This window comes from Sporosarcina sp. FA15, from assembly GCF_051550195.1.
Classification (GTDB): Bacteria; Bacillota; Bacilli; order Bacillales_A; family Planococcaceae; genus Sporosarcina; species Sporosarcina psychrophila.
This window is the reverse complement of the sequence record NZ_CP188818.1, coordinates 1,299,202-1,314,072: the sequence shown is the minus strand read 5'-3', so window position 1 is coordinate 1,314,072 and position 14,871 is coordinate 1,299,202. Positions and strand designations below refer to the sequence as shown.

The following is a 14,871-nucleotide window of genomic DNA, read 5'->3' as shown; positions in this document are numbered from 1 at the left end:
CGTTTGTGAATGACGAATAAAATATGGACAACGGTTGGCAAGTCTGAACAACGAATTGATGTGGTAGAAAAATCGACGGGCAAAGTTAGATATGTTGGGGATTATTCGGTACCTGGCCTAATGCACGCGAAACTTGTGAAAAGCACTCAAGCACATGCCTTGATCAAATCCATTGACACGACTGAAGCGTGGAAAATGCCTGGCGTGCGTGCAATCGTGACAGGAGAGGTTTTCCCATTTCATATTGGCCCGATTCTTGCAGACCGCCCACCATTGGCATTCGGCAAGGTGCGGTATTATGGGGAGCCGATAGCAATTGTTGTGGCGGATTCTGAACATCAAGGAAAACTGGCGGCAAACAAGGTAAAAGTAGAATACGAACCGCTCCCCGTCGTGAATTCAGTCCAGCAGGCATTCCAAGCTTACGCACCATTAGTACATGACAATTCCGGAGACTATACAAAAATAATCGATAACGTCTATCCTGTTCCTGGTACAAATATCGGCAGTCACATTAAAATCCGTAAAGGAGATATCGGAACTATCTGGGCGAATTGTGCAGAAACGATATCGGCTTCTTATTCATTCAACCTTTCCGATCATGCCGCGATGGAAACGCGAAGTACCCGGGTGGAGATCAATCCGGACGGGAAAGTGATTATCCATTCCTGTTCTCAATCCCCCTATATGATAAAAAAGGTATTTAACCAGTTTTTTAATATTGAAGTAGGTAATGTTATCGTTCACATCCCGTTGATTGGTGGTGCTTTCGGTGGGAAAGGAGCTATTCAATTAGAGCCACTTGCTTATTTGGCATCGAAAGCTGTCGGTGGGAAAATGGTCAAGCTACAGTATGAGCGCGAAGAGGATTTGATAACCGCCCCGTGTCATATCGGACTTGATGCAACGATAAAACTGGGTGTGACGAAAGAAGGGAAATTGATGGCGGGACAGTATACCTTCCTCGTTGATTCAGGTGCTTATACAGACCATGGGGCGGGTATAACGCAGGCAATTGCACTCGATTGTACGGGGCCATATAATGTTCCAAATGTATGGTGTGACTCCTACTGCATGTATACGAATCATCCGTTCGCAACGTCATACCGAGGCTATGGGCATCCCGAGCTGACTTTTGCTGTTGAGAGAACGATGGACATATTAGCTAAGCAATTGAATATGGATCCGATTGAATTACGAATATTGAATGTGATTAAACCCGGAGACACAACACCTACCCAAACAGTACTCACTACAAATAATATAGGGGATACTGAAAAATGTATTATTCGAGTAAAAGAATTGATTGGCTGGGATGAAGGGCAAAGAATCGCAGTTGGTGAAAATTTAGTGCGCGCAAAGGGAATCAGTTTGTTTTGGAAAACGTCGAAGACTGCGACGAATGCCCAAGCAGGAGCAGTTATCACATTTGAACCAGATGGAGCTGTGAATTTAAACTGTGCTGCGATTGAGCTTGGACAAGGAACGAAAACCACCCTTGCACAGATTCTTGCTGAAAAGTTGAATATGCCGATGGATAAAATTCACGTGATCATGGAAGTGAATACACAGTATGATCCACATCAATGGAGCACCGTAGCGAGCAGCACGACATTCTTGGCGGGACGTGCAGTACTAGCTGCCGCTGAAAGTGCAATTAAGCAAATGAAAAAAACGGCTTCCATCGTATTGCAATGTTCTGAAGAGGATTTGGAAGTGGGAGGCGGACGCGTCTATTTAGTACCTGACCCCGCTTACGGAGTCGAAATAAAGGACATTGCTTTAGGTTACACATTACCTAGCGGCCATGCGGTAGGCGCGCAGATTATAGGAACTGGTTCTTATATTCAGCGCCATTTGACACCGATGGATAAGGAGACTGGTTTCGGGAAACCGGGGTCATGGTGGTCTGTCGGTTCACAGGCGGTAGAAGTCGAATTGGATGAACGTAATTTCACGTACAAAATACTTAAAGCTGTCACGGTGCTTGACGGCGGTACCATTATTAATCCCATGATGGCGACGCAGCAAATGCGGGGCGGCATGTATTTAGGGTTAAGTTTTGCTAGCAGTGAATCGTTTCATTTTGATGAAAATGGGGTAGTAGAAAACGCGGATCTGCGCACTTATCATATGCTTCGTTACGGGGAACAGCCGGTAGAGTATTTGGTCGATTTTATCGAAACACCATTTGCGGACGGACCGTATGGTGCACGGGGAATCGGGGAACACGGAGTAATCGGTATGGCACCGGCGTTAGCGAATGGACTTTCCGAGGCTGCGCAAGTTGAATTGAACGAACTACCGCTCATTCCAGAATTAATATGGAAAACAAAGAAGGAGAGCGGACAATGATTGCATTCGATTTTAACTACTATAAGCCTTCAACCATTGCGGAAGCTATAGAGACGTATATTACAGCGACTAGTCTCCGGAAAAAAGTTATCTATTATTCAGGAGGAACAGAATTCATTACGTTCGCACGGACGAATAAAATGCATGCCGATGTGGTAATTGATATTAAAGGGATTCCTGAATGCAATATATGTGAAATCCAGGGAGGGCAGCTTATTATTGGTGCGGCGATTTCGTTAAATAAACTGGTGGAAACAAATCTGTTTCCCTTATTAAGCCAAACTGTTAAGCAAATTGCCAATCATTCTTCACGAAACAAAATTACGATAGGCGGTAATATAAATAGTCAATTGATATATCGGGAAGGCGTTTTACCATTTCTATTAGCGGATGCAAAGGTGAAGATTGCCTCACAGGGAGAAGAAAAAGTTGTTTCATTGAAAAAAATATTCGATCGAAAGATGACTTTAGATGAAGGCACATTCCTTGTTCAAATTATCGTCGATGCATCATTTATCGATTTGCCTTATCTTAGTTTGAAACGGACTCAAATGACTAAAGTGGGTTATCCTGTCGTCACTTTGGCGGCTTTGTTGAAAGAGAACCAAATCCGTGTCGCTTTTAGCGGGTTGTGTAGTTTTCCATTTCGTTCAAAGAAGATAGAAGCGATTGTTAATGATGATTCATTATCTGAGAGGGAAAGAATAGAACAAATAGCCTCCCATCTTCCAGCATCAATTGTGGATGACTCGCATGCATCCGCAGCTTACCGTGGATTCGTGTTAAAAAACCTGTTAGTAGATACGTTTGAAGTTTTGGAGGGGAAAAAGTGATCAATTCCATTGATACAACAAAAACAATTATTCAACTTCTTGTGAATGGTGAAACCCATGACGCGGTCATCCGGTCTGCCGATACGCTTTTGCATACATTACGCGAGCAACTTGGCTTAACTGGTGCAAAAAAAGCATGTGAAAACGGCGATTGTGGGGCTTGTACAGTCCTTGTAAACGGGGAACCAATGCATTCATGTCTATCCTTGTCAGTTGAAGCGGTAAATGAACCAATTATAACAATCGAGGGGTTGTTGGATTCTCCGGTTCAAAAAGCATTCATTGAGAAATGGGCCATTCAATGCGGCTACTGCACGTCAGGGTTTATCGTCAATGCACATGCCCTTATTGAAAAGCATCCTGACGCTGAAGATGAGACGATTGAAGAGTGGCTTCAGTCGAATCTATGCAGGTGTACGGGCTATCAGGAGATTAAAGAAGCAGTAAAAGCGGCGTTACTTGAAAAGAAAAACCTGCCTTCGACTGGTTGAATGAGTCGATGGCAGGTTTTTAATCTTTTTTGAAGCTATTATTTCCACTATTTAGCGAGTGGATAAGCTGTAAGGTTTGCGCAGCCTGTTCGATTTGTTGCCGAACTTGCTCCAATTGTTGCTGAACTGCGGTAGTCGATTTGGTAACCGCAGTCCCTTGCATTTGATTCAGCAGCTGTGATGCTTGTTGAAGTTGATGCTGTGCTTGTTGCAACAATTGGAGGTCAGTCGATGAAGTGCTCAACTGAATCGTTTGCATTGCCTGTTGCATTGCTTGTAGTGCTTGTTTCTTTTGACCTTGGAATTGTTGCTCCGTATGTGCTTGGTTCTTATCAGACTGTTGTTTCAAGAGGAAGACTCCTTTCGTTTGAAATAGACTTGTCCTCGTTAGTGTTAGTGAAATCAGTCCTTTTTAATCAATGATTATAGGGACAGATTTGACAATTCAAAACGATATAAAAATAACCCATCCCTGAGTAAATAGCTCATTAGGATGGGTTATTTAAGCTTATTGGTAAGCAGTTGTTACGCTGATTGAGTGGTCTTTTTTATTCTAATCAATCTAATTTCGCGTGAATTATGTCCGGAATACAAAAAAGATTCCTCAACCTTACCACTTTAATGTCATTAGTAAATGACAACATTCACCTGGATTTTCGTCGTTGTTTAATTCAATACGAATTCCAGTTGGACTAAAATATGTTTTGATTTTTAATGTGATGCCTGTTGATACAATTAATTCATCTACCTTTTTTGTATTTGATAGTTGTGCTGCTTCCATTAACTCATGTGCGAATTCTTTAGAGTTAACAATCTTGCTTGCTAATAAATCCGCTTGTTTCAATAATTCTTGAAATCTTAGGGCCGAAGTATTCAACACTTGCGTATTTATAGATGGAAAAGGACTTGGCGGTCTTAAAACGGTCTGTGGTTGAACATGCTCGTTGTACAGCCACCGTGGATTAGAATAAGGATTGACCCAGTGTGGATAAGGGTTATAGTGCATAAGAGTGCCTCCATTCCAAGTATCGGGTATCCTATCCTATGTTCAGTGACTCTGTACGGTTAAGGTTATTGGAAGTATCGATAATGAAAACTAGCGTATTTTTCGGATAGTAAAGTTGTCTTCCAGTAACAACCAATTTTGCGGGAATGGGTAACCAAGAACCCAGTAACTAATTCCGCGTAAATTATAGTCCTTTACCACATCAAACTTTGCTTGTGCACTGCGGGCATCTTCGAACCAGACTTCGTGGTTACGCCCCTCTGCATCCGTGTAGCGATAAAATGGTGATTGCGCTATTGGGTCATATTGAATGGCCACCCCATATTGAATAGCCCGGCGAATTGCTTCCTGTTGGCTAAATGTTTCTGCCTCTTGTCCTTGCACATGAGGAAGTAACCAGTCGCGCGCATAGATTTGAAAACCAAACAAGATTTTGTTTCTTGGTATTACGGTAACAGCGTAATCCAGCACCCTTTTTATTTCATTTAGCGGTGAAATTGCCTGTGGAGGACCTAATCGATAACCCCATTCATAGGTCATCAATACGACGAAATCGACAATTCTTCCGTGTTCTGCGTAATCATGTGCTTCATATAACACCCCTTTTTGCTCATCGCTAATCTTTGGAGCAAGGGCTGTTGAGACGGAATAACCTTCCGGATGCAAGCGATCCACTGCACGCTGCAAAAATTGGTTATAGTTTTCACGGTCGGCCGGCAACACATTTTCAAAGTCAATATTTAATCCTTGATAGCCTTTTTCTTTCATGACTTTTAAAATATTTGTTAATAAAACATCCTGAATATCAGTACTTGCAAGGACTGAATGCGCCAGACTAGATCCAGCGGCCGTGGCACTGAAATTTGTAATGGCCATCACAGGAACAACTCTTTCGGCAGCGGCAGATTGAAGCATAGCGGTATCGTCGATGGTACTTAGCCCACCATCTTCACGAATCGTATAAACAAAAGGCATCCAATAGGTTAAATATTGGCCAACTTCTTGAATTTCCCTAGCGCCTGTTTCCCCAGTATTGATTGTGTAGGCATTCACATCAATAACTGGTTTATGGGCGGGGATGGTTAAAATAGTTTCGGATAAAATCATATTGGGATTTTGAATTTGATTTATCTTACTAATTTCTTCGACAGTTGTACCATAACGCTGTGCAATTTGTGTTAAATTCTCACCAGGTTGTACAGTATGTGTCTGAGTAGGTGTTGGAACGACTAGAGCCAGCCCACTTACTAGTTTGCTTGGACTTTCCAACTGGTTGGCTGTCACGATTTGAGTTACGGTGACGCCGTAACGTTGTGCAATCAACCATAATGTTTCCCCTGGATGTACTACATGAATTTGCATATAGTTCTCTCCTCATATATTCAACTCTTTTATGATATTCAAAAGGGACGGGGGATAGTATTGCAAGAGTGTGAAATACCTCTTTTTGTATTTTTGCAGGTATTATTCCCGCTGTTAAATGATTGAATATATATATGTCACTACTTGTAGATAATCTCAGTAAAAAAGGACGGACTATGGCAATTAACGGACTTCCTAATCATGATATCTAATTATCAAGAATAGTTTTTCATAAATAAATTATTAAAATACCCATAAGATCTCCCCATGCCATCATTAGATAAAGAGAAAGAAGAATTTTCATTCTGGAGGTGGATGGTCATGGCGAAAAGAAACCGAGGAAAAGCAATAAAAAAGCTCCCTTCAAAAGGAAGAGGAGACTGTCCGTTGTGTACTCGAAATAGAATTAAGTTATTATACAATCATAAAACGGAAGCGAAAGAACTCATTAAAGTATGTAAAAACTGCAGGGATAGATAAGCTTACAAGGCTACTTTAAACGACTTTTTCATTTTAAATGTAAGGCATCTTTTTAGATGCCTTTATATTTACATAAAAATGATGATAGAGGTATAAATCTTTCATACAGGAATAGTGGAATTTGGGTTTGGAGGAACGTATGTATGGTATAATAGAAGAGTAATAGAATAGGTGACTCAAGGGTGGTCGGCTCACTTCCGTACGAAAGGGGGTGGTGCCAATGACAGTATTCGAATCGTTAATGTTTGCAATTTCTTTTGCAACATTGATCGTATTGGTACTTGCATTTAACCATAAAAAATAACCCATCCTTGAGTTAAAGGCTCGATGGGTTATCCCTGTCATTTTGCCAATCCCCTTGTAGGGAACCTGCTTATTACATTGACCGTTTGGTGTTAGCGCACCAAGCGGTCTTTTTTATTGTATTCTAATCTTATTCTTATTATACGTTTGAGGGGTTTAACTTTCAAGTGTTTGATTCGAATAAGCTTTTGGATATTTGTATTCTCGAATGAGCTCGGCAAACAATTTAATCATGTTGCAATGAAACCGCATGGTATATTTATGAAAAAGGGGTTGCTGTGCGTGAGGAATGAATTAACGATTAAGGAGCTTCAAACACGTAACGAAATTGTTGAAGCATATCCGATTATGAGGCAGTTGCGAACACATTTGGATGAAGATACCTACTTGGAATTAGTCTGTGAAGCACAGAGAAAGATCGTTACCAACTGTCTGTGTACAAAGTGAAAGGGATATCGTTGCAGTAATCGGTTTCAAGCCAATAATCACACTTTATTATGGTCGATTCATTTGAATTTGTGATTTGGTGACGGATACCACGAAACGGTCTAGTGGGTATGGGGAGAAGTTACTTACCTATGTCCATAAGTGGGCAAAAGACAACGGCTATGAAAGTGTTGCGCTGTCATCAGGCTTGCAACGAACAGACGCACATAGGTTCTATGAAGAGAAAATGGAGTATGACAAAGTGAGTTATGTATTAAAAAAGTCGTTAGAATAGATATTTAAGATAAACAGGGAAGTTAGGTGGTGTATTACTTGGATAACGAATGGTTAGTCATCTGGTTTAATAACAGCGGGACGGTATGAAGTATGAAATCTGAAGAGACTATCGTTGGGGAAGTACTGGCAGACAAAAGTGGAAGAGTTATTTCATCATGAACTATTAGTTAATCTAAGAACGTCTGTATGGTATAATTAAGAGGTAATAGAATAGGTGACTCAAGGGTGGTCGGCTCACTCCCCATGAAAGGGGGTGATGTCGATGTCAGTTTTTGAAACGTTAATGTTTGCTGTAGCTTTCGCAACTTTAATTGTGTTGATTCTGTCATTTAACCATAAAAAATAACCCATCCTTGAGTTAACGGCTCATAGGGATGGGTTATTCTCACTCCGTAAGTGCTGATCCCCTTGTAGGGAACCGACTATTGCATTGATTGATCGATGCGACAACATCGATCAATCTTTTTTTATTCTAGTCAAGCTATATCCTCATTATACGTTTGAATTGCGCCCCTGACAACTAATTAGTATATTTGGATTTAAGTAAATAGCTTAAAGGGAATAGTTCCGATCTTTACCACCCTAGAAACTCACTTATTATTTTACATCGCTTACTAGCCGACTTCCAAATTTTTTATACTCGAATTGGCTTCTTGTTAAAATCTACTTGAGTTTTCAGCTTCACGCAAGTTGACGAGGCAGGCGGTGTTATCACCCATGAATCAATGAAAAAATAAGGAGTGATTTAATTGAAGGTCGCATTTTTTGATAGGGATGGGACTATTATTGAAGACTATCCTGACCACAAGTGGACGGATATAAAGAATCCTGTGTTTTTAGCCGATTCAGTTCAGACTTTAAAGAGCGTTGACCAAAGAGGCTATGAAATAATTATCATCACGAACCAATATCTAATAAACGAAGGATTTATATCATTAGAGCAGTACCATGACATTACAGCAAAGATGCTATATGAATTATCATGTCATAAAATAAAAATCCTGGATGTATTTCACTGTCCTCACAGTAGGGATGAAGGTTGTGATTGTATAAAACCTCAAACCGGGATGATTATGAATGCAATACTGAAATACCCAAATATTAATATTGATCAATCATTTATGATTGGCGACTCAATCGTTGATGTAGAACTAACTATCAACATGAAGATGAAGGGGTTTGGAATAGGGGTAGGTTCATCTTCCAATATGAAAAACATTTACGTTCTGGACAATCTCAAAGAGGTACTCGCTTATATATAAATTCACTCCTTATAAGATATGTAATCGCCTTTCCTCTTTATCAGCCATCATTTCGTATTCTTAACCAGTGATGACTCTAAGAGGCGAGACGAAACTACAACTTCGAGTGAGGAAATTGTATAATTAGACAAAAGCGTAGGAAAGCATTTTAGGAATTGTCTATTGGAATAATAATAATCCTATCTGATCCAACGGGAAAAGGGGTTATAAAATTGAACGCTATGAATAATGAATCAATTCCAATCAACTTAGTAGCTGATTTTGATGAGTTTGTTAGCTATATAAGCGGACATGTAGTTCAGCTAACAAAGGCAAAAGAGTACATATCAAGAAAGCATCTGCCCGCGATTAATGAACGTATGACCATAAGAACCAAGGATTGTACATCGTATACTGAACAGGCCTATTATTCTTTCATCCATTTCATCTATCACTTGGCTTTAAGCGGATGTTTGCTGGAAAAGGTGTCGGTAAAATCGGGACCGCTCCAACTGAAAGTAACAGAAAGAATGGATTTGTATAAAGAATTAACAGATGTAGAAAAATACTTTTTTTACTCGAAACGTTCTGGGTCGATGTGAATTGGGCGAGACTTCAGGATAAACAACATAATTCAATAGCTTTAACGCTCCCCGAAGTGTTTTCTATATTAAGTCGGGATGAGCCAGGACGAACTTGGGTAGTGAAGAACCCAAAACCGATGTCGGGCGGATACTAGCAAGTTGTACATATGATTGGTATTACTTCAATCTCTATTTTGAGTGGTTGGGTTTATGGATTTGCGAAGAGGATGTAGAACGTAAAGAACAACGTGATAGCAAAAGTGTATATTACGCCAAAAAGATTGAGGTTACGCAGTTCGGTACTCAAATGATGCCTATTTTACTTATTTCGCGAAACGTATGTGCATGGAATATCGCGTTGCGTCGGGAAGATGGAGAGTTCAATGTTATACCAGGTTCAATATTAGATGGGAGATTCGGTGCGTATTTATCCGATGAAGACCAAAGCGCCCAGCCATTTTTTCAACCTTTTATAAATTTATTTTCAAAAGATGAATTGATGCATACCTTGCCTAGAAACCGAAAGCAATTCATTGATGGTCGTTACACGTTTAAGGTTTCACTAACAAATAAAATATGGAGAAAACTAACTTTTTCAGCTAAGCATACAATGGACGATTTCCATCAAATCATTATCAAAGCATTTGAATTTGACGATGATCATCTGTATTCTTTTTTCATGGATGGTGAAAAATGGTCACATGATTGTATCGCATCTCCTAATGATGACTTTGGTCATGCGGATGCTTCTAAAATACAAATTTGTGCTGTTGGTTTTATCACGAGGCAAAAGTTTCTGTATATTTACGATTATGGTGACGAATGGACATTTTTAATAGAAGTAGATGACATAAACGAGAATGCTGAACAAATACTTAATCCTTATGTGCAAGAGACAAGGGGAGAGGCACCAGAGCAATACAGTGACTTCTACTAATTAAAGTAATTAATGAGTAATCACTAACACCATGGAGAAAGGCGAGTGTTTTCAAATGACTATACCAATTAACCAAAGAAAATCAGAGCATATTCAAATCACGTTGAATGAGCACGTAACGGGTGACACTATCACAACCGGCTTCGAGAAGGTTAAATTTATCCATAATGCGTTGCCTGAAATCAATTTCAATGATATCGCAATCGATACGACATTTTTAGGTCATGATTGCAAAACACCATTTATTATCAGTTCGATGACGGGCGGGGCTGCCTTTGCAGAAACAATTAATCGGAATCTTGCCGAAGCTGCAGAACAAAGAGGCTGGGGATTAGCTTTGGGTTCGACACGAGCGCTGATAGAAAGTGCGGAACATCGAGCTTCTTTTCAAGTAAGGAAATATGCACCGAGCATCCCGATAATCGCTAATTTAGGCGCGGTTCAGCTTAACTATGGCTTTGGCGTAGATGAATGTCGCCGAATCATTGACATAACAGAGGCGAATGCACTTGTCCTCCATTTGAACAGTATTCAGGAAGTGATTCAACCAGAAGGAAATACGGATTTCAAAGATTTATTGGAGAAAATTGAACGACTTTGCAGTGAGTTGGGAGTGCCAGTTGGTGTGAAGGAAGTTGGGTGGGGAATTGACGGGGCCACAGCTAAACGTTTATGCGATGCAGGCATTTCCTTTATCGACGTAGCGGGGGCAGGCGGCACATCATGGAGTCAGGTCGAAAAGTTTCGTTCAACATCTACAGTAAAGAGAAAAGCAGCTGAAGCGTTCAGTGATTGGGGCATCCCAACAGTCGAATGCATTACTTCGGTAAGGGGTAAAATTGTGGAGCAACCAATAATCGCAAGCGGTGGAATGCATACTGGCCTAGATGGAGCCAAAGCCATTGCACTTGGTGCAGACATGGTCGGATTCGGCAGATCGATTCTGAAGGAAGCCACGCAGTCTATGGAGGATGTCTTGGAAGTGATGGAAACGAGGGAATTGGAACTACGGATGGCAATGTTCGGTATAGGGTCGGCTTCGCTGGCTGAGTTGAAAGAGACGGATAGGGTTAGTTACCAGAATCACGTACGTTAAAGCCTTTATATGTCCTTAACGCAATTCAAATAATGAATTAGAGTTGTCTTTACATGATGTAAAGGCGACTTTTTTCATTTTTAGTTAGCGAACTATTTAATTATAATAACAAAGGAAAGGGGCTATTTGTTGAAGAATAAATTTTTCGTGATTCCATTGCTAATTGCAGTTACGTTCGGTGTAATCCTTAGTTTGAAAGCTTTCCCAAAACAATATACGGTTAATTTAGAAGGAGTAAAATATCAGTTGGGGGCGGAAAATAATTACTTCACGAAGCCTATAACTATACATATTGACGGGAAACTATATCAGAGTATCACAGGATCCAAAACCTTCAAAGGAACCATTGATATAGATGACGAGAAGATACCAGTACCGGAAGATCAAAGGGGGTTAGAAATTAAGTTTCTAGATAACGGTGGAGGACACATCGTATATGGTTATATCGAAAATGGACGTCCAGGCACATATGGTTATGGGGTACTTTATACGAATAGTAACTTTAGTGAAGTTACCGTTGCCACATTTCAAAAGAATGAGACGGTTCTATCTAATCGTGGTTGGTCATCTGAAAATGGTCAAATGTTAACCGCACCTGCTGTTAATAGGAGCGAAGCTTTGAAGATTCCGAACGAATTAATGCAAAATTATTTAAAAGGCAATACGTTAAAATGATCCAATATTATGCAGACATCATATGCAATTTTAGTGGGTAGTGAAATTACAGTTCAAACAACGAGTGGCCGTTATATATGAAGTAGTCACAGAATGGTCTAACAGTAGATACTCTAATTAATCGGGTTAATCTACAATAGGAGGAGTAAATTTGATGACTAAAATCAATCACCAATGGCGCATTACAAAGTATAATCCTGACTTTAGAGATAAGGATGGCTATTATACATTAGTAGAGGAGTGGACTTGTCCTTCTGAAATAGGAAAGACGATTAATGGGAATGAATTTACTTTAGAGGAGTATCTTCGGGTCGAAGCTGCATATGTGGACACGGTTATACGATTTTTAATCGATAGTAAACGTAACACATTGAGAATTCTACGGTTAAATAAAGTCGATATATCACAGGGAGATAAATGTTCTGACCTGTATGAGCTAGGATTCGAAGATGTAAAATTAGAAGAAGATGCGGTTGTAACCATAAAAGAAATTCGGACTATTTGTAAGATGATTTTACGGAATTTTTCATCTTGCGAGTTCTATTCTAAAGATAACTTTTTTGTTCATTTTGGTTGGGATTATTATATGTATATTGGGACCAGCGAAAATTCGTTGTCTGCAATTGATTTTGCTAAAAGAAGTGGTTTATTTGTTGAGCCATTTACTTCACCCTATAATTTATCCGAGGAAGATACTATAAGGTCGGTTGAATGGAATGAAATTGCAGCTGATAGTAAATTGATTGTAGGTGGGGAAGAGCTTAATGCGGTGCCTTTGGATGAATATCGTAGGATTTTTAATTTGTCAGAAGAGCATCCGGTGATTGGTCGATTCGATATAACAATAGAACGAAAGGATTTCTTTCAAAGATCATTGAAACATAAGATGGATTTCACTAAATATGAATATTATTTTTGGGGTGAAAGTTAAAATCGTTTAGACTGCCTAAGCCCATTAGATATACTTGGACCATCTATCGTATCTATCAGAATGGGATTAAATTTTGCATTAACTATTAGACTTTATGGAGAAGAGGTAAATTTGATGGGAAAAGAATTTCCGATAATTGGAACTAGAAGATTAATCTTAAGAGAAGTAACAGCAGAGGATGCTAATGATGTGTTTAAATATCTATCGGATAAAGAGGTTGTGACACCTATGGGGTTAGCACCTTGCCAAACAGTAGAAGATGCTCAGAATGAAATAAGGTGGTATAAATCGATATACGAAGATGGTACAGGAATTAGATGGGGGATTACGCTAAAAGACTCTGGTGAGGTTATAGGAAGTTGTGGCTTTCTTAATATGCTTACCAAACATCATCGAGCTGAAGTCGGATATGAATTAAGCAAAGATCACTGGGGTACAGGGATTGCTAGTGAAGCATTGGAAGCCGTTGTTAAGTATGGCTATCAACACTATCAGTTAGAAAGAATTGAGGCTTTAATTGAACCGACGAATCTCCCGTCACAAAAGCTAGTAGAAAAGCAAGGATTTAGAAGAGAGGGATTACTGAGACATTATGAATTTACTTGTGGTAAATTCGATGATTTATATATGTACTCAATCATAAAAGCAGATCTCAATATTGACTACATAGATACTAAGTAATAGTGAGGAAATACAAATGGCGGCGGAAGAGAATGCGCTTATTAAGGAATTCCGCTTTATTGTCAATTACTTAGGTCAAATCGGTAAAAGCATTATAAAAGAAAGAAGGTCCATTGCTAATAAAATAGCAATGGACCTTCTTTTCATGGGAAATGTACTCAATAAATTGGAAACCCCATATATAAAATATTGATAAATGAGCTATTGTGAGTTTAAGTAAGTCGATAATAGTTCATACAATCCAACGCCTTAATTGGTAATGGCACGTAAGACAATCGAGAAGTCGCTTTTGGGCAATTAAAATGAATTTTGATAAGGCGGCCTAACAGACTCTTTATGAAGTCTCGAAGTCGATCAATTAAGTGCACCTTAACTCTATTAACATCATCAAAAAAATAAGGCGCTAAGTTCGGTCAACTCAAAATGCGTATTGATATTGTGAACCAGGATATAGTGGGGGCGGAAATGAAAATAGTGGAGCATACAGCGTTTATCCAACTAACACCAATCATGTAACATTTCCAATGCAGTAAGCGTTTGTTATATTAGCGAATTAAAAGAACACTAATTAAAAACACAAAGTGACTGAACGGCAGAGGAAAAACAACTATTGTTTAATGAGGTTGAAAGTAAGTTAACTGTTGAGGAAATTTAAGTTTTGAAGGTTTTAACTAACAATGTGTTCAAACGATGTTAAATCTTCATCGCAGACCAGCGTACAAGCTCGTATAAGCAGGCGATCTCAAAAAAGAATATAGTTAGCCTATTACGAAGAATCAGATGCTCTACAGCTCGTAGGAGTACAAATTAATGAGAAGGCGGCGGAAGCGAAAGTCGTCCGTAATAACGAAGCAGAATTGTTAAATAAGGGAATGCTATTTTTTTCAGCAATCCTACTGCAGGCGAAAACATTGGTCTATACGGCTATTCATTGTGGAAAAACCAAGAGCACACGTGGTTTTGGTTTTGGGGTAAATTGGATTATTCTAATTTAAGTGCCGAAATCACGAGGGTTGAACGTATGTTCCTATCGGTAGGAACATAATTGAGAGGTAAGAAACCATGTTCGAAATTTATTGTGGAAACAAAACGATATTTTAAACAAAACCAGTCTATATTATCCAAGAAAAAAGTTATTTTAGATTCTTTTGTTTAAAAACTCGTAATTTGGGT

16 protein-coding genes are annotated in these 14,871 nt (G+C 39.4%); 13 read left to right on the top strand and 3 right to left on the bottom strand.

All coding sequences use genetic code 11. The features are described from left to right. The first annotated feature begins 9 nt into the window (after window positions 1–9). Genes ACP8HG_RS06255 through ACP8HG_RS06245 form a run of 3 tightly spaced genes read left to right on the top strand, consistent with a single transcriptional unit; the run spans window position 10 to window position 3,679 of the window. On the top strand, window positions 10–2,355 hold the full coding sequence (locus ACP8HG_RS06255) for a xanthine dehydrogenase family protein molybdopterin-binding subunit (RefSeq protein ID WP_438298359.1): 2,346 nt from the start codon (window positions 10–12) through the stop codon (window positions 2,353–2,355). Beyond that, entirely contained in the window at window positions 2,325–3,188 is an 864-nt protein-coding gene (locus ACP8HG_RS06250; protein WP_438298358.1) for an FAD binding domain-containing protein, read from the top strand. The genes ACP8HG_RS06255 and ACP8HG_RS06250 overlap by 31 nt, the downstream gene beginning before the upstream one ends. Further along, complete coding sequence (locus ACP8HG_RS06245) at window positions 3,188–3,679, top strand: (2Fe-2S)-binding protein (protein WP_082786816.1); 492 nt, start codon at window positions 3,188–3,190, stop codon at window positions 3,677–3,679. The genes ACP8HG_RS06250 and ACP8HG_RS06245 overlap by 1 nt, the downstream gene beginning before the upstream one ends. Window positions 3,680–3,698: 19 nt before the next feature. Here ACP8HG_RS06245 and ACP8HG_RS06240 read toward each other — a convergent pair whose 3' ends face one another. From ACP8HG_RS06240 to ACP8HG_RS06230, 3 genes are all read right to left on the bottom strand, one after another. Beyond that, complete coding sequence (locus tag ACP8HG_RS06240) at window positions 3,699–4,028, bottom strand: hypothetical protein (RefSeq protein WP_255428427.1); 330 nt, start codon at window positions 4,026–4,028, stop codon at window positions 3,699–3,701. A gap of 261 nt (window positions 4,029–4,289) precedes the next feature. Next, window positions 4,290–4,685, bottom strand: a complete 396-nt coding sequence (locus ACP8HG_RS06235) for a hypothetical protein (RefSeq protein WP_255428426.1) — start codon at window positions 4,683–4,685, stop codon at window positions 4,290–4,292. A gap of 90 nt (window positions 4,686–4,775) precedes the next feature. Beyond that, window positions 4,776–6,047, bottom strand: coding sequence for a LysM peptidoglycan-binding domain-containing protein (locus ACP8HG_RS06230; protein WP_438298357.1), 1,272 nt, complete (start codon window positions 6,045–6,047; stop codon window positions 4,776–4,778). Between the two features lie 1,065 nt (window positions 6,048–7,112). Between ACP8HG_RS06230 and ACP8HG_RS06225 the strand changes: the two genes are divergently transcribed. The 10 genes from ACP8HG_RS06225 to ACP8HG_RS06180 all read left to right on the top strand — a co-directional run bounded on the left by ACP8HG_RS06225 (window position 7,113) and on the right by ACP8HG_RS06180 (window position 13,891). Beyond that, window positions 7,113–7,277, top strand: a complete 165-nt coding sequence (locus ACP8HG_RS06225) for a hypothetical protein (protein WP_370569870.1) — start codon at window positions 7,113–7,115, stop codon at window positions 7,275–7,277. A gap of 79 nt (window positions 7,278–7,356) precedes the next feature. Beyond that, window positions 7,357–7,551, top strand: a complete 195-nt coding sequence (locus ACP8HG_RS06220) for a GNAT family N-acetyltransferase (RefSeq protein ID WP_370569869.1) — start codon at window positions 7,357–7,359, stop codon at window positions 7,549–7,551. A 751-nt stretch (window positions 7,552–8,302) separates the two neighbouring features. Continuing rightward, complete coding sequence (locus ACP8HG_RS06215; protein WP_438298356.1) at window positions 8,303–8,815, top strand: D-glycero-alpha-D-manno-heptose-1,7-bisphosphate 7-phosphatase; 513 nt, start codon at window positions 8,303–8,305, stop codon at window positions 8,813–8,815. A 212-nt stretch (window positions 8,816–9,027) separates the two neighbouring features. Beyond that, window positions 9,028–9,396: a hypothetical protein gene (locus ACP8HG_RS06210; protein ID WP_187044852.1), complete on the top strand. Its 369-nt coding sequence runs from the start codon at window positions 9,028–9,030 to the stop codon at window positions 9,394–9,396. 94 nt (window positions 9,397–9,490) lie between these two features. Beyond that, window positions 9,491–10,315, top strand: a complete 825-nt coding sequence (locus ACP8HG_RS06205) for a plasmid pRiA4b ORF-3 family protein (RefSeq protein ID WP_438298355.1) — start codon at window positions 9,491–9,493, stop codon at window positions 10,313–10,315. A 55-nt stretch (window positions 10,316–10,370) separates the two neighbouring features. After that, window positions 10,371–11,411: a type 2 isopentenyl-diphosphate Delta-isomerase gene (fni, locus tag ACP8HG_RS06200; RefSeq protein WP_187044850.1), complete on the top strand. Its 1,041-nt coding sequence runs from the start codon at window positions 10,371–10,373 to the stop codon at window positions 11,409–11,411. Between the two features lie 129 nt (window positions 11,412–11,540). Next, complete coding sequence (locus ACP8HG_RS06195; RefSeq protein WP_187044849.1) at window positions 11,541–12,086, top strand: hypothetical protein; 546 nt, start codon at window positions 11,541–11,543, stop codon at window positions 12,084–12,086. 154 nt (window positions 12,087–12,240) lie between these two features. Beyond that, entirely contained in the window at window positions 12,241–13,017 is a 777-nt protein-coding gene (locus ACP8HG_RS06190) for a DUF7683 domain-containing protein (protein WP_338656686.1), read from the top strand. A gap of 114 nt (window positions 13,018–13,131) precedes the next feature. Continuing rightward, window positions 13,132–13,698 carry a GNAT family N-acetyltransferase gene (locus ACP8HG_RS06185; RefSeq protein WP_067209327.1) on the top strand — a complete coding sequence of 189 codons (567 nt, stop codon included), beginning with the start codon at window positions 13,132–13,134 and terminating at the stop codon, window positions 13,696–13,698. Window positions 13,699–13,714: 16 nt separating this feature from the next. After that, entirely contained in the window at window positions 13,715–13,891 is a 177-nt protein-coding gene (locus ACP8HG_RS06180) for a hypothetical protein (protein ID WP_156476021.1), read from the top strand. The last annotated feature ends 980 nt before the right edge of the window (window positions 13,892–14,871 follow it).

Coding starts and splice junctions, on each gene's coding strand:
- ACP8HG_RS06255 (WP_438298359.1), top strand. CDS start 10: ATGACGAATAAAATATGGACAACGGTTGGCAAGTCTGAACAACGAATT.
- ACP8HG_RS06250 (WP_438298358.1), top strand. CDS start 2,325: ATGGAAAACAAAGAAGGAGAGCGGACAATGATTGCATTCGATTTTAAC.
- ACP8HG_RS06235 (WP_255428426.1), bottom strand. CDS start 4,685: ATGCACTATAACCCTTATCCACACTGGGTCAATCCTTATTCTAATCCA.
- ACP8HG_RS06230 (WP_438298357.1), bottom strand. CDS start 6,047: ATGCAAATTCATGTAGTACATCCAGGGGAAACATTATGGTTGATTGCA.
- fni (WP_187044850.1), top strand. CDS start 10,371: ATGACTATACCAATTAACCAAAGAAAATCAGAGCATATTCAAATCACG.
- ACP8HG_RS06190 (WP_338656686.1), top strand. CDS start 12,241: ATGACTAAAATCAATCACCAATGGCGCATTACAAAGTATAATCCTGAC.
- ACP8HG_RS06185 (WP_067209327.1), top strand. CDS start 13,132: ATGGGAAAAGAATTTCCGATAATTGGAACTAGAAGATTAATCTTAAGA.
- ACP8HG_RS06180 (WP_156476021.1), top strand. CDS start 13,715: ATGGCGGCGGAAGAGAATGCGCTTATTAAGGAATTCCGCTTTATTGTC.